The 19,034-nt window shown below is 73.6% G+C and carries 19 protein-coding genes and 4 pseudogenes; 11 read left to right on the top strand and 12 right to left on the bottom strand.

Annotated elements, in window-relative coordinates:
• Nucleotides 1-25: 25 nt before the first annotated feature.
• The 3 genes and pseudogenes from KPF47_RS40605 to KPF47_RS39390 all read right to left on the bottom strand — a co-directional run.
• Nucleotides 26-124: pseudogene (locus KPF47_RS40605) on the bottom strand (DUF1707 domain-containing protein); the annotation flags it as partial.
• A gap of 127 nt (nt 125-251) precedes the next feature.
• Nucleotides 252-1,118: pseudogene (locus KPF47_RS32950) on the bottom strand (DMT family transporter); the annotation flags it as partial.
• A complete protein-coding gene (locus KPF47_RS39390; protein WP_255661375.1) occupies nt 1,115-1,249 on the bottom strand; it encodes a hypothetical protein in 135 nt (44 codons plus the stop codon). The pseudogene KPF47_RS32950 and the gene KPF47_RS39390, both read right to left, overlap by 4 nt.
• Nucleotides 1,250-1,330: 81 nt before the next feature.
• Here KPF47_RS39390 and KPF47_RS32945 point away from each other — a divergent pair, with 81 nt between their 5' ends.
• Nucleotides 1,331-2,245, top strand: coding sequence for a LysR family transcriptional regulator (locus tag KPF47_RS32945; protein WP_224392644.1), 915 nt, complete (start codon nt 1,331-1,333; stop codon nt 2,243-2,245).
• On the opposite strand, the gene KPF47_RS32940 is transcribed toward KPF47_RS32945, so the two are convergent.
• The 6 genes and pseudogenes from KPF47_RS32940 to KPF47_RS32915 form a co-directional block, all read right to left on the bottom strand.
• The gene (locus KPF47_RS32940) at nt 2,214-2,966 is read right to left on the bottom strand and encodes an SDR family oxidoreductase (RefSeq protein ID WP_224392643.1); all 753 of its coding nucleotides are present in this window, start codon (nt 2,964-2,966) and stop codon (nt 2,214-2,216) included. The genes KPF47_RS32945 and KPF47_RS32940 overlap by 32 nt on opposite strands.
• 71 nt (nt 2,967-3,037) lie before the next feature.
• Entirely contained in the window at nt 3,038-3,286 is a 249-nt protein-coding gene (locus tag KPF47_RS32935; protein ID WP_224392764.1) for a C40 family peptidase, read from the bottom strand.
• Between the two features lie 6 nt (nt 3,287-3,292).
• On the bottom strand, nt 3,293-3,640 hold the full coding sequence (locus KPF47_RS32930) for a hypothetical protein (protein ID WP_224392642.1): 348 nt from the start codon (nt 3,638-3,640) through the stop codon (nt 3,293-3,295).
• A gap of 277 nt (nt 3,641-3,917) precedes the next feature.
• A pseudogene (locus KPF47_RS32925) lies at nt 3,918-4,775 on the bottom strand (IS5 family transposase).
• 213 nt (nt 4,776-4,988) lie between these two features.
• Nucleotides 4,989-6,068, bottom strand: a complete 1,080-nt coding sequence (locus KPF47_RS32920) for an inositol-3-phosphate synthase (protein WP_224392641.1) — start codon at nt 6,066-6,068, stop codon at nt 4,989-4,991.
• A gap of 1 nt (nt 6,069) precedes the next feature.
• Nucleotides 6,070-6,714, bottom strand: a complete 645-nt coding sequence (locus tag KPF47_RS32915) for a PadR family transcriptional regulator (protein WP_224392640.1) — start codon at nt 6,712-6,714, stop codon at nt 6,070-6,072.
• A 194-nt stretch (nt 6,715-6,908) separates the two neighbouring features.
• Here KPF47_RS32915 and KPF47_RS32910 point away from each other — a divergent pair, with 194 nt between their 5' ends.
• The 4 genes from KPF47_RS32910 (at nt 6,909) to KPF47_RS40600 (ending at nt 12,481) form a co-directional block, all read left to right on the top strand.
• Nucleotides 6,909-7,304 carry a DUF5318 family protein gene (locus KPF47_RS32910; protein ID WP_224392639.1) on the top strand — a complete coding sequence of 132 codons (396 nt, stop codon included), beginning with the start codon at nt 6,909-6,911 and terminating at the stop codon, nt 7,302-7,304.
• Nucleotides 7,297-7,449 (top strand): hypothetical protein, encoded by a 153-nt coding sequence (locus KPF47_RS32905; RefSeq protein ID WP_224392638.1) that lies wholly within the window; start codon nt 7,297-7,299, stop codon nt 7,447-7,449. Before KPF47_RS32910 ends, KPF47_RS32905 begins: the two co-directional genes overlap by 8 nt.
• Before the next feature lie 113 nt (nt 7,450-7,562).
• Nucleotides 7,563-10,022: a transglycosylase domain-containing protein gene (locus KPF47_RS32900; protein ID WP_305080492.1), complete on the top strand. Its 2,460-nt coding sequence runs from the start codon at nt 7,563-7,565 to the stop codon at nt 10,020-10,022.
• 131 nt (nt 10,023-10,153) lie between these two features.
• Entirely contained in the window at nt 10,154-12,481 is a 2,328-nt protein-coding gene (locus KPF47_RS40600; RefSeq protein WP_308015558.1) for a glycosyltransferase 87 family protein, read from the top strand.
• A 43-nt stretch (nt 12,482-12,524) separates the two neighbouring features.
• On the opposite strand, the gene KPF47_RS32885 is transcribed toward KPF47_RS40600, so the two are convergent.
• Together KPF47_RS32885 and KPF47_RS32880 are read right to left on the bottom strand one after the other, a co-directional pair.
• Nucleotides 12,525-13,511 carry an FAD-binding oxidoreductase gene (locus KPF47_RS32885; protein WP_224392636.1) on the bottom strand — a complete coding sequence of 329 codons (987 nt, stop codon included), beginning with the start codon at nt 13,509-13,511 and terminating at the stop codon, nt 12,525-12,527.
• On the bottom strand, nt 13,412-13,894 hold the full coding sequence (locus tag KPF47_RS32880) for an FAD-binding oxidoreductase (RefSeq protein WP_224392635.1): 483 nt from the start codon (nt 13,892-13,894) through the stop codon (nt 13,412-13,414). The genes KPF47_RS32885 and KPF47_RS32880 overlap by 100 nt, the downstream gene beginning before the upstream one ends.
• 189 nt (nt 13,895-14,083) lie before the next feature.
• Here KPF47_RS32880 and KPF47_RS40595 point away from each other — a divergent pair, with 189 nt between their 5' ends.
• Nucleotides 14,084-15,205, top strand: a complete 1,122-nt coding sequence (locus tag KPF47_RS40595; protein WP_224392634.1) for a response regulator transcription factor — start codon at nt 14,084-14,086, stop codon at nt 15,203-15,205.
• A 7-nt stretch (nt 15,206-15,212) separates the two neighbouring features.
• On the opposite strand, the gene KPF47_RS32870 is transcribed toward KPF47_RS40595, so the two are convergent.
• Nucleotides 15,213-15,980, bottom strand: coding sequence for a deoxyribonuclease IV (locus tag KPF47_RS32870; RefSeq protein ID WP_224392633.1), 768 nt, complete (start codon nt 15,978-15,980; stop codon nt 15,213-15,215).
• Nucleotides 15,981-16,307: 327 nt separating this feature from the next.
• Between KPF47_RS32870 and rpsF the strand changes: the two genes are divergently transcribed.
• From rpsF to KPF47_RS32845, 5 genes and pseudogenes are all read left to right on the top strand, one after another.
• The gene (gene rpsF, locus KPF47_RS32865) at nt 16,308-16,622 is read left to right on the top strand and encodes a 30S ribosomal protein S6 (RefSeq protein WP_224392632.1); all 315 of its coding nucleotides are present in this window, start codon (nt 16,308-16,310) and stop codon (nt 16,620-16,622) included.
• Nucleotides 16,623-16,633: 11 nt separating this feature from the next.
• Complete coding sequence (locus KPF47_RS32860) at nt 16,634-17,158, top strand: single-stranded DNA-binding protein (protein ID WP_224392631.1); 525 nt, start codon at nt 16,634-16,636, stop codon at nt 17,156-17,158.
• Nucleotides 17,159-17,212: 54 nt separating this feature from the next.
• On the top strand, nt 17,213-17,449 hold the full coding sequence (gene rpsR, locus KPF47_RS32855) for a 30S ribosomal protein S18 (protein ID WP_020623471.1): 237 nt from the start codon (nt 17,213-17,215) through the stop codon (nt 17,447-17,449).
• 14 nt (nt 17,450-17,463) lie between these two features.
• Nucleotides 17,464-17,910, top strand: a complete 447-nt coding sequence (gene rplI / locus KPF47_RS32850) for a 50S ribosomal protein L9 (RefSeq protein WP_224392630.1) — start codon at nt 17,464-17,466, stop codon at nt 17,908-17,910.
• Nucleotides 17,911-18,550: 640 nt separating this feature from the next.
• Nucleotides 18,551-19,034, top strand: a pseudogene (locus tag KPF47_RS32845) (DnaB-like helicase N-terminal domain-containing protein); the annotation flags it as partial.

Raw genomic sequence — 19,034 nt, 5'->3', positions numbered from 1 at the left:
GGACGGTCGCGGCGTAGGCCTGCTGCAACCGCTCGTCGTACTCGGTCAGCGACAGCCGGCCCTCGTCGTGCGCCAGCTTCAGCCGTTCCGCGGTCTCGCTGCGGTCGGCGTGCGACACCCGCATCACGAACCGCTCGTCGTCCCCGGGCTCCCCCATGGGCGTCGAGCGTAGCGCCGGGACCCGCCTCGGGGGTCCGTCGTCCGGACGATGCCCCGCGCCGGACCGGGGCCGGCCGGGTGGCGACGGCGACACCGGTCAGGCACAGCAGTCCGCCGACGAGCGCGGCCGGCGCGGGCACCTCACCGAGCAGGGCCCAGGACAGTCCGACCACCAGCGGCGGGATCGCGTAGGTGGTGGCGGCCAGCCGTCCCGCGGTCGTCCGGGTCAACGCGAATCCCCAGGTCAGGAACGCGACTCCGGTCGGGAACACGCCCAGGTAGACGACGCCCGCGGTGGCCGTCGGCGGCGCGGCGGCGAGCTCGCGGACCAGCGGCGGCAGGAACGGCAGCAGTGCGACGGCTCCGGCGACGGCACCCGTCCAGGTCATCGTCAGGGCGTCGACCCGGGGCAGCAGCCGCTTCTGCGCCACGGCCGCACCCGCGTAGACCAGCGCGGCGAGCAGCCCGAGCAGGACGCCGGACAGGTCGACGCCCCCGGCCGACGACGCCGCCGCGATGAGCACCACCCCGACGAAGGCGACGCCCATCCCGGCCAGCAGCCGTGCCGGGAAGCCCTCGCCGAGCAGGAGCCCGGCGAGGACGGCGACGACCACCGGCGCCACGTTCACCAGCAACGCGGTGGTGCCCGCGTCGAGGTGCCGCTCGGCCGCGTTCAGCGCGAGGTTGTAGACGCCGAACCAGGCCGCGCCCCAGATCACGACCGCCGCCAGCAGCCGTCCGCGGGGCAGGGGTGGGCCGGAGGTGCGTCTGCGTGCGCGGACGACGGTCAGGATCGCGGTCAGGGTCAGGGCCCCGACCAGCATCCGGCCCAGGGCCAGCGCACCCGGGGACAGGTCGTGACCGACGGCGCGGATGCCGACGAACGCCGACGCCCAGAGCACGACGGTGGTGGCCGCGGCGGCGAGCGGCAGCAGCCCGGACCGGGTCGCGGCGCTCACAGGGTGGGCCGGCGGGTGTCGTAGCCGGTGCGGACGGGCAACCGACGCGGTCGTTCCCGGAACAACCGGTACAGCGCGGCGAGGGTGGCGGGCGCGGTGAGGGCGAACAGCCCCAGGTGCACGGTGGTCATGAGGACATCGTCGGACCGCTCACGGTTCAGCACCAGCGATATGTTCTGTTCCTAGATTCAGTTCTGCTGTACGGTCGTCCCGTGCTCGACGCCCATCGCCTGATGATCTTCCGGTCGGTCGTGGCCGGCGGTTCGGTGCAGTCCGCCGCCGCCAACCTGGGGTACACGCCGTCGGCGGTGAGCCAGCACGTCACCGCGCTCGCCCGGGAGACCGGTCTGGTGCTGTTCGAGCGGGTGGGCCGCGGGCTGAGGCCGACCGCGGCCGGGCTGCTGCTGGCCGAACAGGCCGACGCGGTACTCGCCCGGCTCGGTGAGGCGCAGGTGCTCGTCGAGGACCTGCGTACGGGGCGTACCGGGTCGCTGTCGGTGGCCTACTTCGCCTCCGTCGGGTCCGCCTGGATGCCGCGGGTCGTGCGCAGGCTGACCGGCGGCTTCCCGGGTGTCCGGCTCGACCTGGCCCTGCGCGAGTGGCTGCCCGACGACCCGGCCGACCGGTCGGACCTGCAGATCGCCGTCGAACGACCGGAGTTCGAGGCCTGGCCCGGGTTCTCGGTGCACCACCTGCTCGACGACCCCTACGTCGTGGTGGTGCCCGACGGTCACCCCCTGGCCGGGGCGGAGCAGGTCGACCTGGGGGAGCTGGCCGGGCAGCGGTGGGTGGACAACGACTTCGCCCGCGGGTGGTGCCGGCGCAACCTGGTCGAGGCCTGCGCCGCCGCCGGGTTCCGCCCCCCGTTCCACGTCGAGGCCCACGACTACCGCACGGCGCTGGCCTTCGTCACCGCCGGCATCGGTGTCACCGTGCTCCCCCGGCTCGGGGCCGTCGACCTGCCGGCCGGGACCTGCGCGGTGCCGGTCGTGCGCCCCACACCGGTGCGGACGATCCTGGCGGTGGTCCGGGACGCCGCCGCTGCCGCGCCGCCGCTGCTGGCCGCGCTCGACGAGCTGCGCGAGCAGTCGGCCCTCAGCCCTGCGGGCGCACCACGATCTCGGTGAGGTGGGCGTCGCGGGTCGCGGTCAGCGCGGCCAGGATCGCGGCGCCGACCGACTCCGGGCGCAGGAACCGCGAGCCGTCGTACTCCCCACCTGCTGTGCCGGTGCTCGTTCCGCCTGCGCTCCTCTCGTGCGCGACGACCCGTTCCTGCATCGCGGTGTCCACCCGGCCCGGGTGCACGGAGGTGACCCGGATGCCGTGGCCGGGCTCCTCGGCCCGCAGCGCCTCACCGAACGCGCGCAGCGCGAACTTGCTGGCCGCGTAGGAGCCCCAGCCCGCGCGGGCGGTGAGCCCGGAGCCGGAGTTGACGAGCACGACGTCGGCGCCGGTGTCGGCCCCGGCCGCGCGCAGTGCGGGCAGCAGCAGCCGGGTCGTCTCGGCGACCGCGACCACGTTGACGTCGAACTGGTGGCGCCAGGTCTGCGCCGGGGTCTGCGCGACGGTGCCCAGCTCGCCGATCCCGGCCGAGTGGACGAGCGCGTCCAGCCGGTCGATGCCGTCGAGGGCCGTGGCCAGGGCGTCGTCGTCGGTGAGCTCCACCGCCAGGGTGCGGACCGCGACCGGGCCTGCCTCGGTCAGCTCGCCGGCCAGGCTCTCCAGCTGCTTCTCGTCCCGGCCGCCGAGGACCAGGTCGTAGCGCGGTGCGAGCAGCCGGGCGGTGGCGGCGCCGATGCCCCGGGAGGCACCGGTGATCAGGGCGAGCGGGCGGCGGGGAGCGGTCACCCGGTGAACCTACGACGACCGGCCCCGTCCTGCGCGAGGACGGGGCCGGTCGTTCCGGAAGGCTGCGGGCTCTAGACCCGGCGGGCCGAGTTGAACGGCATCCGGTCGATGTCGGAGATCTTCACCGGCTGACCGCTGGTGGAGGCGTGCACGATCTGACCGTCACCGATGTAGATGCCGACGTGGCTGACCGGGCTGTAGAAGAACACCAGGTCACCGGGCTTCAGGTTCGACTTGGACACCTCGGTGCCCACCCGGGCCTGGGCCCGGCTGGTGCGGGGCAGGTCCTTGCCCGCCTTGCCGAAGGCGTAGCTGACCAGGCCGGATCAGTCGAAGGCGCTCGGACCGGTGGCGCCCCAGCGGTAGGGCTTGCCGAGCTGGGCCGTCGCGGTGGCCATCGCGCCGCTGCGCGCGGCGGCGGCCTGTGCGGCCGGGGCTGCGGCCTGCGCGGCGGACGAGACCGACATCGCGGCCGGGTTCGCGCCGAGTGCCGGCAGGACGTTCGCGGCCGGGGCGACGTCACGGGTCACGGTCTCCGCGGCGGGTGCCGCGGATGCGGTGGCGTCCGTGGGGGCCGCGGTGGCGGCGGGGAGCACGGACAGAACAGCGGCCGCGGCGGCGGTGGTGGCCACGACGGCGACGCGGAGCGCCGGAGCGGAATGACGCTGGGGCACGGTGGGGTCCTCGGGATGTCGCACCACCGGAGGAACGGTGGGGGCGGGACCCGCGGGCGCCGGTAGGAAGGGGGAGTTCCGGTGGGGACACCGGCGGCGCTCGCGACCCGCCCGCGTCGTCGCCCGGCGGTGACCCTGCACCCCCCACCCCGGACGGGCGGTGGTCGTGCACGGCCGGACCGTACATTACGAACAGATATCGCTCGGATAAATGACGCAGAACACATTCAATGCATGACTGCGCTCACGACAAATAAGAGCGTCCGGCGATTGATGGTTATCGGAGTCGACGGGTCGTGGGTCGGGTTGTCCAGCGGTAGCGGCTGCGGGCACGGTTGATCAGCCGGCGGATCACGGTGAGCGCGGCGGCGAGGTTGAGGTAGAACTCGACGATGATCTTCCGGCGATCGGTGAACCGGCGCAGCTTGCCGTAGCCGTTCATCCAGGAATGGGTGCGCTCGACCGGCCACCGCTTACCGACCTGGATCGGGGCGGGCCGGCCCTTGGTGGCGATCTGTGCGTCGAACCCGAGTCGTTCGAGCAGATCGCGGGTCTTGCCTGAGTCATAGCCCCGGTCCAGGTGCAGGCACGGTCGCTCGGGCAGCGGCCCGATCATGTCGTAGATCCCGATCAGGGTCGGTTTCAGCAACGGCGAGTCGTGGTCATTGGCGCGGGCGCTGATCAGGTGCAGCGGGATCCCCGCACCGTCGCAGACCACGGAGCGTTTGGTGCCCTGTTTGCCCCGGTCGACCGGGTTACAGCCGGCGACCTCGCCACCGCAGGGAGCCTTGGTGATCGCTCCGTCGGCAGACAGATCGTCGAGGTCGAGACCGATCATCTAGTCATAGCCGGCCAGCGCGGCCCGAAGGACCTGCTCCCCGACGCCAGCGGCGGCCCACTGGGCGAGACGGCGGCGGATCGTGCGGTCCGAGCAGCCGGGGGTGGCAATGCGTTCGTAGCCGCTGCCGTGCACCAACGCCGCGAGCACGTGCTCGAACACCAGGCGGTCGGGGATACGGCGGCGGTGACATCCCCACGGATGGGCCGGGTCGAACTCCGGGCGCCGCTCTGCCTCGATCAGGGCAGCGAACTCGACCCAGAGGGGGTCGATCAGCGATTCTGGCAATAGAGGCACGGACCCTCCAGGCGACCATCAGGACATCAGCAATCCCATGATCACTTGCAGGTCCGTGTCTCTACCAACACCGACACACGGCCACCTCTACTGCCGGACGCTCTAACGAGAACATTCCGGATCGGTAAGTTCAGGTTCCGGAAAGGCTCCGATACGACAGCGGCCCGGGGATGACCTGCGTGGTCGTCCCCGGGCCGGTGTCGCCGGAAAGGATCAGCTGTCGATCTCGCCCCGAATGAACGCCTCGACCTTGTCGCGCGCCTCGGAGTCCCGGTACTGCTCCGCCGGCGACTTCATGAAGTAGCTCGACGCCGACAGGATCGGACCGCCGATACCGCGGTCCTTGGCGATCTTGGCCGCCCGCACGGCGTCGATGATGATGCCCGCGGAGTTCGGGGAGTCCCACACCTCGAGCTTGTACTCCAGGTTCAGCGGGACGTCGCCGAACGCGCGGCCCTCGAGCCGCACGTAGGCCCACTTGCGGTCGTCCAGCCAGGACACGTAGTCCGACGGGCCGATGTGCACGTTGCCCCGGCCCATGTCCCGGTCCACCTGGGAGGTGACGGCCTGGGTCTTGGAGACCTTCTTGGACTCCAGCCGCTCGAGCTCCTTCATGTTCAGGAAGTCCATGTTCCCGCCCACGTTGAGCTGCATCGTGCGGTCCAGCTGCACGCCGCGGTCCTCGAACAGCTTCGCCAGCACCCGGTGGGTGATGGTCGCGCCGACCTGGGACTTGATGTCGTCGCCGACGATCGGGACGCCGGCGGCACGGAACTTCTCCGCCCACTCCGGGTCCGAGGCGATGAACACCGGCAGCGCGTTGACGAAGGCGACGCCCGCGTCCAGCGCGGCCTGGGCGTAGAAGCGGTCGGCGTCCTCGCTGCCCACCGGCAGGTAGGACACCAGCACGTCGGCCTCGGTGTCGCGCAGCACCGCCGCGACGTCGACGGGCTCGCCGTCGGCCTCGGTGATGGTCTCCCGGTAGAAGCGGCCGAGACCGTCGAGGGTCGGCCCGCGCTGCACGGTCACCCCGAGCGGCGGCACGTCCGCGATCTTGACCGTGTTGTTCTCGCTGGCCGAGATCGCGTCGGCGAGATCCTGACCGACCTTCTTCGCGTCGACGTCGAACGCGGCCACGAAGCTCACGTCCCGGACGTGGTACCCGCCGAAGTCGACGTGCATCAGGCCGGGGACCTGGGTCGACGGATCGGCGTCCGCGTAGTAGTGAACCCCCTGGACCAGCGACGCCGCGCAGTTGCCCACGCCGACGACCGCCACCCGAACCTGGCTCATGTCAGGCTCCTCCTGTTGTCTCGTCCTGTCGTACCCCGTCGATCGCGGGCCGGGATGGCCCGCCACCGGGGAAGGTCCTCTCGTCACGACCGTCCGCGGCGCCCTGCTCGGCCCGTTCGGTCGCGATCAGCTCGTTCAGCCAGCACACCTCGCGCTCGGAGCACTCCAGCCCGCGCCGGTGCAGCTCGCGGGTGTAGCGGTCGACCCCCTCGCAGGGTCGGCCGAGCGCGGTGCGCAGGCCGTCCCGGCGTTCCTCGACGGCCCGTCTGCGGCCCTCCAGGATCCGGATCCTGGTCTCCGCCGGTGTCCGCGCGAAGAACGCCAGGTGCACGTCGAAGCTCCCGTCCTCCCACGCCTGCGGGCCGGCCTCGGCGAGCACGGCGGCGAACCGGTCCCGGCCCGCGGGGGTGATGCGGTAGACCCGCCTGCCCCGTCGCAGCCGTCCCGGAGCGCGCCCGTACGGGTCGCCCGCCTCGTCGGTCGTCTCGGCGATCGCCCCGGCCCGGAGCAACCGGCGCAGGGCCGGGTACAACGAGCCGTAGGAGAACGCACGGAAGCCGCCGAGCCGGCGGCCGAGCTGCTTGCGCAGCTTGTAGCCGTGCAGCGGACCGTCCTGGAGCAGGCCGAGTACCGCGAAGTCCAGCATCGCGACCTCCTCCGTGCCGACCGCCGACCGGTCATCCTATCGGTCCGATACATCGATCCGCCCCAGTCATGATCGTCATCACAGGCGGTCACGGACCGGACGAGTGCCCCGACCAGGCACGCACCGGTCGCGCCCGCGGGACCCCGTGCGGGACGGCGATGGGTCCGCGGGCCCGTCCCGCGTACCCTGGCCGGGTGCTCAGCCCGCGACAGGTGGTGGACTACGCCCTGCAGCGCCGTGCTCTGCTGGCCGACGTCCGGGCCGGCCGGACCGGCCGTGAGGAGGTGTGCGATGCGGGTGAGTACCTGCTGCGCGCCGCGCGCTACCACGGCACCCCTGCCGGACGGGCCTGCCCGGTCTGCCGGCACGACGGGCTGGCCCAGGTCGCGTGGGTGTTCGGCGAGAGCCTGCGCCACGTCTCCGGCTCGGCCCGCTCCACCGCGGACCTGGAGCAGCTCGCGGCGCAGGTCGCCGACTTCTCCGTGCACGTCGTCGAGGTGTGCACCGAGTGCCGCTGGAACCACCTGGTCCGCTCGTTCGTCCTCGGCACCGGCCGTCCCCGCCGCGGCCGGCGGAGTGCGGGTGGCTGAGTCCCGTGTCCCCGCACCCGACGAGCACCACCACCCGGACCGCGCGCACCGCGTCGGTCCCACGCCGGACCCCCTCGGCCCCGGGCACCCCCGGCCCGGGCTGCTGCGGATCCGGTCCATCGCACCCCACGGAGCCGCCCGGTGAACGACCGTGACCCCCGGCGCACCCCGCCGCCGCCCCCGCCCCCCGGTCCTCCGCGGTCCCGTCCCCCGATGCCCCCGCCGGCACCCCGGCCGGGTGCGGGTCCCCGTCCCCCGATGCCGCCGCCCCCGCCCCCCGGTCGTCCGCCGGCGGGTGGCCGCCCCGCGCCCGCCGGGCCGCCGCCCCGGCCGGTCCCCCAGCCGCCCCCGCCGCTGCTGACCCACGACGACTCCGGGATCGGCCACTTCGATCCCGTCGTGCGGCCCGCCCAGGCCGGCCCGGGTGCGGCCGCCCCGCAGCGCGTCGGTCGTCCGCCGGCCCGCGGAGCCGCGGCGGCCGCGGCGGCACCGGCCGCGCCCGGCCGTCGTGGCGCGGGTGGTGGCCGTCCGCCCGGTCCGCCCGGCCGTTCCGACGGGCGTGGCCCCGGTGACGGCGGGGACGGGGGGAAGAAGCCCGGCCGACGCCGTCGGCTCCGGCGCTGGCTGATCGGGCTCGCCGCGGTCGCGGTCGTCGGCCCGCTGGTCGCGTTCGCGATCGGGTGGCTCGTGCTCCCGGTCCCCACGGCCGACGACATCGCCGTCACCCAGGTCGCGACCTTCACCTACACCGACGGCGCCCCGCTGGCGACCGTCCGGCCGGACAACGTCAACCGGACCAGCGTGGACCTGGCCCAGGTGCCGGTCCCGGTGCAGCAGGCCGTGCTGGCCGCGGAGGACCGCACGTTCTTCTCCAACCCCGGCTTCGACATCACCGGCATCGCCCGGGCGGTGATCAACCAGCTCTCCGGCGGGATCGGCGGCGGCTCGACGATCACCCAGCAGTACATCAAGGTCACCACCGGCAACGACCAGTACTCGTTGTTCCGCAAGTTCCGCGAGGTCGTGCTGGCCGCCAAGATGTCCAAGGAGATGACCAAGGAGCAGATCCTCGGCAACTACCTGAACGCGATCTACCTGGGTCGCGGCGCCTACGGCATCCAGGCGGCCAGCCAGGCCTACTTCGGCAAGAACGTGCAGGACCTGAACGCCTCCGAGGGCGCGATGATCGCCGGGCTGATCCAGTCGCCGTCGCGCTGGGACCCGGCGAAGAACCTCGAGATGTCCCAGCAGCGGTGGAGCTTTGTGCTCGACGGCATGGTCGCCCAGGGCTGGATGACCCAGGCAGACCGGGCGCAGCAGCGGTTCCCGCAGTGGCGCGAGGCCTCGGCGGCCGAGGGTGGCGGCATCCCCGGCGACGACAAGGGCCACATCTACAACGCGGCCCGTGCCGAGCTGGAGAAGCTGGGGATCTCCGAGACCGAGATCAACACCCAGGGCCTGACGGTCACCACGACGATCGACCCGAAGGCCCAGGAGGACGCGGCGACCGCCGTCGGGAAGGTCATGGACGGCCAGCCGGACAACCTGCGCTCCTCGCTGGTGTCGGTGAACCCCAAGACCGGCGCGGTCATCGCCTACTTCGGCGGGGAGAACGGCGTCGGCCTCGACTACGCCTCGGTGCTCAAACAGCCCGGCTCGTCGTTCAAGCCGTTCGTGCTCGCCGCGGCGTTGCAGACCGACCCGCCGGTCGGGCTCGGCGCGGTCTACGACGGCTCCTCCCCGCAGGAGCTCGCCGGCACCACGGTCACCAACTCCGAGGGGGTGAGCTGTGGCCGGTGCTCGGTCAAGGAGGCGATGACCAAGTCGATCAACACGGTCTTCTACCGGATGGGCCTCGACGTCGGCCCGCAGCGGGTCGCCGACGCCGCGCACCAGGCCGGTATCCCCGACGACCTGCTGCCGAACCCGACCGGTGGCATCTCCCTGGGTGACCGCGAGGTCCACCCCGAGGACATGGCCGCGGCCTACGGCACGTTCGCGGCCGACGGCATGAAGCGCGAGCCGTTCCTGATCGCCAAGGTCACCGCCAGCGACGGCCGGGTCATCTACGACCGCGGCAGCACCGACAACGGCCAGCAGGTCATGCCGGCCGAGGTCGCCCGCAACGTCACCGAGTCCATGACCGACGTCGCGAGCTCGTCGCGGATCGGACTGGACGGCCGACCGGTCGCCGCGAAGACCGGCACCGTGCAGAGCAGCGTGCAGGGCCAGAACAACGACGCCTGGACCGTGGGCTACACCCCGTCGGTCTCCACCGCGGTCTGGGTGGGCACCGACGACAACAGCCCGATCCAGAACTCGGCGGGGCGCCCCGTCTACGGCCGGATGCTGCCCGGGTCGATCTGGCAGTCGTTCATGACCGACGTGCTGCAGGGCACGCCGGTGGAGCAGTTCTCCGACTTCCAGCCGATCGGGCAGGCCCCGGCCCGGGCCGTCTCGAACGACTCGGGCAGCAACGACGAGCAGTCCACCTCCACCCGGGAGCCCGGCGACGGCCGCGACCGCGGTGACGGCGAGCGCGGTGACCGTGGCGACGGTGGGGACCGGGGCGACCGGGGTGACTCCTCGGGCGACGGCTCCGGTGACGGTTCCGGGGACGACGGCAGCAGCAGCGACCCCGGTGACGACGGCGGCGGTGACGGTCCCCCGGGTTCCGACGCGGGCCGGGACCGCCCGGGCCGCGGGGGCGACAACTGACCGCAGGCGGCCGGCCCGGAGCGGCACCGCCCGCCCCTCGCGACGCACCGGGGGCGGGCGTCCGGGACCGGGAGATCCCGACCTGGACCGAGCCGCTGGCGCGCGCCGCCGGCCGGGTCGTCGGCGGCCCGATGGGCCGGCACGCCCTCGTCGGCCGGTCGCGCTGGTGGACGCCGCTGCGGGTGGTGCTGCTGTTCGCCGTCGTCGTGCTGGCGCTGGGCTGGCTGGGCAAGGCGGCCTGCCTGCAGGAGTACCGCACCGAGGACGGCGCGCTCGCGCTGGACTGGCGCAACGACCGCCAGTACGTCGCGATGTGCTACTCCGACACCGTCCCGCTCTACGGCCTGGAGGGGCTCGCGGACGACGCCGTCCCCTACCGCGACGCCTGGTACGAGACCGGAGCCGACGGCTCCCGCACCGCCCGGTACATGGAGTACCCGGTGGTCACCGGGGGCTTCCAGTACCTGAACGCGCAGCTGACCGACGGCTGGCAGTGGCTGGCCCAGCGGCTCCCCCTGCCGACCGCGCTCGACGTCGTCGTCTACTTCGACGTGACCGCGATCTGGCTGGCCGCCGCCTGGCTGGTGGTGGTGTGGGCGGTAGTGATGCTGCGCCCGGAACGGCCGTGGGACGCGGCGCTGGTCGCGCTCTCGCCGCTGGTGGCGGTGCACGCGTTCACCAACTTCGACACGCTCACCGTCGCGCTGGCGACCGGGGCGCTGCTCGCGCTGCGCCGGGACCGGCCGGTCTGGGCCGGGGTGCTGCTCGGGATCGGCGGGGCGGCGAAGCTCTACCCGCTGCTGATCCTGCTGCCGGTCCTGCTCGTCGGCTGGCGACGCCGCGACGACGGCGGCCTGTCCCGCGCCGCGTGGACGATCGGCGCCGCCGTCCTCGCCTGGGTCGCGGTGAACCTCCCGGTCGCGCTGGCCTGGCCCCGTGGGTGGGCCGAGTTCTTCCTGCTCAACCGCACGCGCCCGGCCGACCCGGACTCGATCTGGTACTCGCTGTACTGGTTCACCGGCTGGTCCGGCTTCGACGGCCCGCTCGGTGACGGGCAGTCCCCCACCGTCCTGAACGCCGTCACCGCGGTGCTCATGGTGCTGGCGTTCGCCGCGATCGCCGCTCTGGCGCTGCGCGCCCCGCGCCCGCCCGCGCTCGCCGAGCTGGCCTTCCTGACCGTGGCGGCGTTCCTGCTGCTCAACAAGGTGTGGAGCCCGCAGTACTCGCTGTGGCTGGTCCCGCTCGCGGTGCTCGCCCTGCCCCGCTGGCGGCTGTTGCTGGCGTGGATGGCGGTCGACGCGCTGGTCTGGGTGCCGCGGATGTACCAGTACCTCGGCGTCGCGAACAAGGGACTGCCGCCCGAGCCGTTCCTGGTGACGGTGCTCGTGCGCGACGCCGTGGTGGTCGCGCTGTGCGTGCTGGTCGTCCGGCAGGTCCTGCGGCCCGGCACCGCCCCGGGACGGGACCCGGAACCCGTGTGGCCGGTCGGGCCGCGCACGTCCCGTCCCGTCCCGCCCGCTGTCGCGGCCTCGCCGGTCACGGTCCCCGCGCGGGGCGGGCGGCGGCGCCGGGACGGCGGCTCCGGTGCCGGCTCCGGGCGGCGTGGCTCCGGTGCCACCCGCGCCGACGGCCGCGCGGGCGCGCCCGCGCCCTGGCCGTCCCGGGCGACCCGCCCACGGCACGACCCGGCGGACGGACCCGCGGCGCCGCCCCCCCGGGGTGTGACGTGCGCGGCCGCGCCGGGACCTGTGCGGCGGCCGGCCGGGTGCGACGATCGGTCCATGGCCGACGACGTGGTGGTCCCCGACCGGGTGCAGCAGCGGCTGCGGGAGCGGGTCGAGGCGGCACTGACGACGCTCCCCCCGTCCGAGCGCCGGGCCGCCTCGGAGGCCGACCGGGCGGGGAAGCGGGCCGCCGCGGTCACGCTGACGCTGATGCCGGTCCCCGGCGCCACCGGTGCGGGCCGGCTCGCCGAGGAGGTCGCGTTCGTCCTGACCCGGCGCGCCCGGTCGCTGCGCGCGCACTCCGGGCAGTGGGCCCTGCCGGGCGGCCGGCTCGACCCGGGTGAGACCGCCGAGCAGGCGGGACGCCGCGAGGTGTCCGAGGAGATCGGCCTGGAGCTCGGCCCGGACCGCGTGCTCGGCCTGCTCGACGACTACCCGACCCGGTCCGGCTACGTGATCACCCCGGTCGTGCTGTGGGCGGGCGGTGCCGGTGAACCGACGCCCAACCCGGACGAGGTCGCCGAGCTGTACCGCCCGCCGCTGGCCGAGATCGACCGGGAGCCCCGGTTCCTCACGATCCCCGAGTCCGACGCCCCGGTGATCCAGGTGCCGCTGTTCGACCGGTACGTCCACGCCCCCACCGGGGCGGTGCTGCACCAGTTCCGCGAGGTCGTCCTGCACGGGCGCGCCACCCGGGTGGCGCACCTCGAGCAGCCGGTGTTCGCCTGGCGCTGATGCGCTGATGCGCTGATGCGCTGATGCGGTGCGCGACCGCGCGTCAGGCCGTGACGGGGCCGCCGAACACGCCCGCCGGGTCGACACGGCGCTTCAGCGCGGCCAGCCGGAGCCGGGTGTCGTCGTCCCAGTAGCCGGCGACGGTGTCCGGTGCGGCCTGTCCGGCCAGGTTCACCAGCCCGCCGCGGGTCCAGGGGGCGACGGCGTCGAGCAGCGCCGCGGCCCGGGCCGGGACCTGCACCGCCGCCTCCGGCCCCGCGGGTACGCCGAGGCAGTACAGAGAGACGGCCCCGTGCCGCCCGGCGACCGCGTTCGGCACCGTCGCGGGCCGGGCGAGCGCCCCGCCGAGCAGCCGGAGCTCGACGAGCACCAGCGGCGACGAGCTGTCCGGGCCGGATTCGGTGAGGACAGCGTCGACGGCGTCGGCGGGCAGCGTGTCCAGGACGGCGCCGCGGTCCCACACCGGCATCGGGTCGGTCGGGTCGGAGTGGACGGCGTCGACGGCCGCCCACGGCAGCTCACCGACGCCGTCGAGCAGCGGCACCGCGGCCGCCCGCATCGGTGCGAGCAGCGCCTCCCCCTCGGCGGCCGCACCGAGGTGGGCGAGGCGCAGGTGCACGACGAACCGGCCCCGCAGCTCCGGCGGCAGCGCCGGGTCCGGCGGGAGCGCGAGCAGGGCGATCGAGGTCGACGTGTCCTCCCCCAGCCCGGGGGCCCACTCGCGCCAGGCGTGCAGCAGGCGGGGCGCGTCGCCACCGTCGAAGAAGATCCCGCCGCCGTGGAACCGTGGCTGCTCGACCAGCCCGAACTCCATCCAGGTGACGATGCCGAAGCTCTCCCGGCCACCGCGGACCGCCCAGAACAGGTCCGGTTCCGACCCGGCGTCGACGGTCCGGACGACGCCGTCGGCGGTGACGATCCCGAACCGGGTCACGTGGTCGGCGGCGAACCCGTGCCGTCGGCCGAGGGGGCCGAGGCCACCGCCGGTGGTGAACCCGACGACCCCGACGCCCGAGCTGGACCCGCACACCGGCGCGAGCCCGTGCGGTGCGGCGCGTCGAGCACGGCCCGCCAGCGCACGCCCGCCTCCACCCGGGCCCGGCGGGCGACCGGATCGACGGCGAGACCGGTCAGGCGGCGGGTGGAGACCAGTACGACGTCGTCGAGATCACCGGTCAGGCCGTGCCCGGTGGCCTGGACGGCCACCCGCATCCCCTGCGTGGCCGCCCAGCGGACGGCGGCCGCGACGTCCTGCTCCCCGGTGGCGCCGACGACGACCGCCGGGGTCGGGACGTGCGCGAGGTTGAACCCGCCGACCTCCTGCGCCCAGCCGGGGTCGGTGGGGAGGAGGACCGGCCCCGCGACGGCGGCGGCGAGCGCGGCGACGGGTCGGGCGAGGGACGAGGTGGTCATGGCGGGCTCCGTTCACGGGGGTCGTGCGGTCCCCACGAGCCTGGGTCGCCGCGGTCCGCCGCCCCATCCCCCGGACCTGGTCGGCCGGCACCCCAGGAACCTGGGACACCCGATCCGGGCAGCGTGGTCGCGCCCGCTTCCCCACTTCTGACGATGGAGATCGACGGTCGTGCTCCCGACACTCGGACGGTGCCCACCGCCGCCCCGGCGCGCGTCCGCGAACGCCTCGCCGCCCTCGCGTCGGCCGGCCTCGACGCGCCCGCCTTCGGACTGACCGCGCTGGACCTGCTGCGCTCGGCACTGCCGTTCTCGGCGGCCTGCCTGGCCACCGTGGACCCGGCGACCGAGATCGTCACCGGTGTGGTCAAGGCCGACCTCACCGACGAGAACGACGACCTCTGGGCCCACCACGAGTACGAGGTCGTCGACCTCTACAACTCCTTCGACGTGTTCCGACGGCCCGGCGGGGTGACCACCGCGCTCGCCGAGACCGGTGGTGACCTGAGCCGCCTGCGCCGCTTCGACGAGTTCTTCTCGCCGGTCTACGGGTTCGGTGACGAGCTGCGCTTCACCGCTGCGACCGACGACGCGCGCTGGGGCTTCGTGGCTCTGTTCCGCGACGACCGGCGCGGCTTCAGCCCCGCCGAGCAGGAGTACGCCACCGACGTCGGACGGCTCTTCGGGCGCGGGATGCGGGCCGGTCTCGTCGCGGGCGCCGTCGCGGACGGGCCCGGGGTCGCCGACGGTCCGGCGGTGCTCGTGGTCGGGCGGGACGGCGCGGTCACCCACGGCGGACCCGGTGTCGGGGAGCGGCTCACCGACCTCGGTGGCGATGCCGGAGGGGCGCTCCCGTTCCCGCTGGTCGGGCTGATCCGGGCAGCCCGCCGCTACGCCGCCGGGCACCTGCCGCAGCCGCCCCGGACCCGGCTGCGGACCCGCTCCGGGCACTGGGTGGTGGCCCACGCGTCGCCGCTGGCCGGGCCGGACGGGACCGGGGGGCAGGTCGTGGTGACGATCGAGGAGGCCCGGCCGCCGGAGATCGTCCCGCTGGTCACCGCGGCGTTCGGGCTGACCCCGCGCGAGCGCGACGTCGTCGGCCTGGTGCTGCGCGGCGCGGACACCGCGGAGATCGCCCGCACCCTGCACCTGTCCGCGTGGACGGTCCAGGACCACCTCAAGTCGGTGTTCGCGAGGGTCGGCGTCCGCAGCAGGCGGGAGCTCACCGCGCGGGTCTACTTCGACCAGTACGCCCCGCGGCTGCAGATCGGGGCCGGGCTCACCCCGTCCGGGTGGTTCGCCGGCACCGCCTGAGCCTGCCTCAGGCGTTCTCCCGCAGGTAGGCGATGTCGCGGGCCTGTCCCTCGGCGGGCGTCTCCACCACGACCGGTGCCCCGGCCGCCGCGACGACGGCCGCCAGCTCGTCCGGCGGGATCGTCCCGTCGTCGATGTTCGCGTGCCGGTCGCGGGCCGAGTCGAACGCGTCGCGCGAGTTGTTCAGATGGACCAGGTCGATCCGGCCGGTGATCGCCATCACCCGCTCCACGATCCCGGCCAGCTCCTCGCCGCCGGCGAAGGCGTGGCAGGTGTCCAGGCAGAACCCGACGCCGAACTCGCCGACGGCGTCCCACAGCCTGCCCAGCGCATCGAACCGGCGGGCCATGGCGTTGTCGCCGCCCGCGGTGTTCTCGATCAAGACGGGCACGTCGAACCCGTGCTCGCCGGCCTGGCGCTCGACGAACTTGCGCCAGTTGTCGATCCCGACGGCCGGGTCGTCGTCCCTGGTCACGTGGCCGCCGTGCACGACCAGGCCGAACGCGCCGACCTCGGCGGCGCCGGCCAGGTGCTGCTGCACGATCTTGCGGCTGGGGATGCGGATCCGGTTGTTGGGGGACGCGACGTTCGCGACGTAGGGCGCGTGCACCACCACCGCGACGTCCGAGGCGGCCAGCTCCGCGGCCCGCGGGTGCGGCGGCGGCTTCTTCCAGCCCTGCGGGTCGGACAGGAACAGCTGGATCACCTCGGCGCCGACCTCGGCGGCCGCGGCCAGCGGGTCCTCGGCGTCGCGGACGTGTGCTCCGATCTGCATGCGGGCACGGTAGCGAGGACCTCCGACAGCGGTCGGCCGCCGGTCACCGGGCAGGCCGGCCGCACCGGCCCGCCCGGTCCCCGGTGGTGTGCCCGGTGGGGACCCCGGACACCGCCGGGCAGGCGCCCGGTGTCGCCCCGGACCCGTCGAGGGGATCCGGGGGAGCGCGTACCCGCAGGTCGGAGCCGGAACGGGCGTTGCTAGCCTGTACCGGCATCCCCGCAGCTCCCGTGCATCCGCCGGAAACTGTCGGGGTGCACTGAGAACCTCCTGTCACGGCCGTCCGGGTCGTGACCGTTTCGAGTCCACAGGAGGTGAGTGGTTCTCATGCGTCATTACGAGGTCATGGTCATCCTCGACGGCGGCCTGGACGAGCGCACCGTGCAGCCGTCCCTGGAGCAGTTCCTCACCGTCGTGAAGAACGACGGCGGATCGGTCGAGAAGATCGAGGTCTGGGGCAAGCGCCGCCTGGCCTACGAGATCAAGAAGCAGGGCGAGGCCATCTACGCGGTCCTCGACATCACCGCGGAGCCGGCGACCGTCACCGAGCTGGACCGCCAGCTGGGCCTGAACGAGTCCGTGCTGCGCACCAAGGTCCTGCGCAAGGACATCACCCGCACGCCGGCGCCCGCCGCCCGCTGATTGGAGCCGTCATGGCCGGCGAGACCGTCATCACCGTCGTGGGCAACCTGACGGCGGATCCCGAGCTGCGGTTCACCCCGTCCGGCGCCGCGGTCGCCAACTTCACCGTGGCGTCCACCCCGCGCACCTTCGACCGCCAGTCCGGCGAGTGGAAGGACGGCGAGGCCCTCTTCCTGCGCTGCAACATCTGGCGCCAGGCGGCGGAGAACGTCGCCGAGTCCCTGACCCGCGGCGCGCGCGTCGTGGTCCAGGGTCGCCTGCGCCAGCGGTCCTTCGAGACCAAGGAGGGCGAGAAGCGCACCGTCGTGGAGATGGAGGTCGACGAGGTCGGCCCCTCGCTCCGCTACGCGACCGCCAAGGTCAACAAGGTCAACCGGGGCGGAGGCTCCGGTGGCTTCGGCGGCGGCGGCGGTGGCGGCCGACAGGGCGGCGGTTCCGGCGGCGGAGGTAACTCCGGCGGCGGCTATGACGACCCCTGGGGTTCGGCCCCGCCCGCGGGCAGTGGCGCCGCGTCCGACGACGAGCCCCCCTTCTGATCCACGCACCTCTCCGCCCGTGACGGGCGGAGGACGATCTCCAGGAGCACCACCATGGCCAAGGCCATCGTGCGCAAGCCGAAGAAGAAGGTCTGCGCTTTCTGCAAGGACAAGGCCCAGCTGATCGACTACAAGGACACCGGTCTGCTGCGGAAGTTCATCTCCGACCGCGGCAAGATCCGCGCCCGCCGGGTCAGCGGCAACTGCCGGCAGCACCAGCGGGACGTCGCCGTCGCGGTCAAGAACTCCCGCGAGGTCGCCCTGCTGCCGTACACCTCGACCGCTCGCTGAGGAAGGGGAGACAGATGAAGCTCATCCTCAACGCCGACGTCCCGAACCTGGGTGCCCCGGGTGACATCGTCGAGGTCAAGGACGGCTACGGCCGCAACTACCTGCTGCCGCGCAAGCTCGCGGTCGTCGCCACCCGTGGTGCCGAGAAGCAGGTGGAGCAGATCCGCCGGGCCCAGAAGACCCGCGAGATCCGCGACCTGGGCCACGCCCAGCAGGTCGACTCGCAGCTGCGCAACATCAACGTGAGCGTCCCGGCCAAGGCCGGCGACACGGGCCGTCTGTTCGGCTCGATCACCCCGGCGCAGGTCGTCGACGCCGTCAAGGCGGCCGGTGGCCCGCTGCTGGACAAGCGCAGCATCGACGTCCCGGGTCACCTCAAGACCCTGGGCAAGCACCAGGTGCAGGTCCGCCTGCACCCGGAGGTCACCACCGAGCTGCCGATCGCGGTCGTCGCGAGCTGAGCGGTCCGGTGGTCGCACGACCACCGACAGTGAACAGGGCGGTGTCCGGAGCCACGTGCTCCGGGCACCGCCCTGTCGTCTGTCCGGGACGTCCCGGACGGGCGTCGCACACACGGTCCGCAGTCCCGGATGGACGATCGACACCGATCGGACGACCCCGGACGGAATGTCTTGTCACGCAGCCGACACGCCGTCCGGTGACGCTCCACTCGTCGGGCGGGCCTGTGGACGCGCCGGGCGGCGAACGGCCCGCCGGGCGCTCCGACACGCCCGTACGGGGCGTGCGACGACACGCCAGAGCAAAGTTGTCCACAGCTGTGAACATGCCCCTGAGCAGGCAAGACAGCCCGATCCTGTGCGCTGTCCCCAAGTTGTCCCCAGCACGGTCCCGGGACGGGCGGCATCCGTGCACAGTTCATCCCCAGATCGATCACCAGGTCGGTTCGCCAGGCGCGGTCCGGCCGACCTACTGTCGTCGTACCGGGACGCGAGCGCCGTGTCCCACGGGTCGCGTCCGTCGCGGCCCGTCGGGCACCGGGCCGGCCGGTAGATCACCGACGACGGTCGCGGGTGGGCAGGACGCACCACTCGCGCGTCGAACGTGCGTTTGGTACCGTGTCCACCGGGGGTGACGCTGCGTATGGCTCTGACGGACGATCGTCCCGGCAACAAGCCCCGTGCGGTCCGTGACGGCGAGAAGGCCTCCGGACCGGGCGAGGGTGCGACGTTCGACCGTCAGCCCCCGCAGGACCTCACCGCGGAGCAGGCGGTGCTGGGCGGGATGCTGCTGAGCAAGGACGCGATCGCCGACGTCGTGGAGGTGCTGCAGCCGGAGGACTTCTACCGGCCCGCGCACCAGACCGTCTACGAGGACGATCCTGGACCTCTACAGCCGCGGCGAACCCGCCGACGCGGTCACTGTCTCGGCGGAGCTGCAGCGGCGCGGTGAGCTCGTCCGCCTCGGCGGCGCGCCCTACCTGCACACCCTGATCGCGACCGTGCCCACCGCGGCGAACGCGGCCTACTACGCCGAGATCGTCGGCGAGAAAGCGATCCTGCGGCGGCTGGTCGAGGCCGGTACCCGGATCGTGCAGCTGGGCTACCACGGCAACGAGGGCGGCGAC

Origin of the sequence: Pseudonocardia sp. ICBG1293 (genome assembly GCF_020131355.1) — a bacterium.
Classification (GTDB): domain Bacteria; phylum Actinomycetota; class Actinomycetes; order Mycobacteriales; family Pseudonocardiaceae; genus Pseudonocardia.
The sequence above is the reverse complement of the archived record's forward strand: the minus strand, read 5'-3'. Positions and strand labels throughout refer to the sequence as shown.

Bases quoted from the DNA above. Each gene is read 5' to 3' on its own strand.
- KPF47_RS32860 (WP_224392631.1), top strand. From the start codon at position 16,634: ATGGCCGGCGAGACCGTCATCACCGTCGTGGGCAACCTGACGGCGGAT.
- KPF47_RS39390 (WP_255661375.1), bottom strand. From the start codon at position 1,249: ATGACCACCGTGCACCTGGGGCTGTTCGCCCTCACCGCGCCCGCCACC.
- KPF47_RS32920 (WP_224392641.1), bottom strand. From the start codon at position 6,068: ATGAGCCAGGTTCGGGTGGCGGTCGTCGGCGTGGGCAACTGCGCGGCG.
- KPF47_RS32915 (WP_224392640.1), bottom strand. From the start codon at position 6,714: ATGCTGGACTTCGCGGTACTCGGCCTGCTCCAGGACGGTCCGCTGCAC.
- KPF47_RS32870 (WP_224392633.1), bottom strand. From the start codon at position 15,980: ATGCAGATCGGAGCACACGTCCGCGACGCCGAGGACCCGCTGGCCGCG.
- rpsF (WP_224392632.1), top strand. From the start codon at position 16,308: ATGCGTCATTACGAGGTCATGGTCATCCTCGACGGCGGCCTGGACGAG.
- KPF47_RS32880 (WP_224392635.1), bottom strand. From the start codon at position 13,894: ATGACCACCTCGTCCCTCGCCCGACCCGTCGCCGCGCTCGCCGCCGCC.
- KPF47_RS32900 (WP_305080492.1), top strand. From the start codon at position 7,563: ATGCCGCCGCCCCCGCCCCCCGGTCGTCCGCCGGCGGGTGGCCGCCCC.
- rplI (WP_224392630.1), top strand. From the start codon at position 17,464: ATGAAGCTCATCCTCAACGCCGACGTCCCGAACCTGGGTGCCCCGGGT.
- KPF47_RS40600 (WP_308015558.1), top strand. From the start codon at position 10,154: ATGGGCCGGCACGCCCTCGTCGGCCGGTCGCGCTGGTGGACGCCGCTG.
- rpsR (WP_020623471.1), top strand. From the start codon at position 17,213: ATGGCCAAGGCCATCGTGCGCAAGCCGAAGAAGAAGGTCTGCGCTTTC.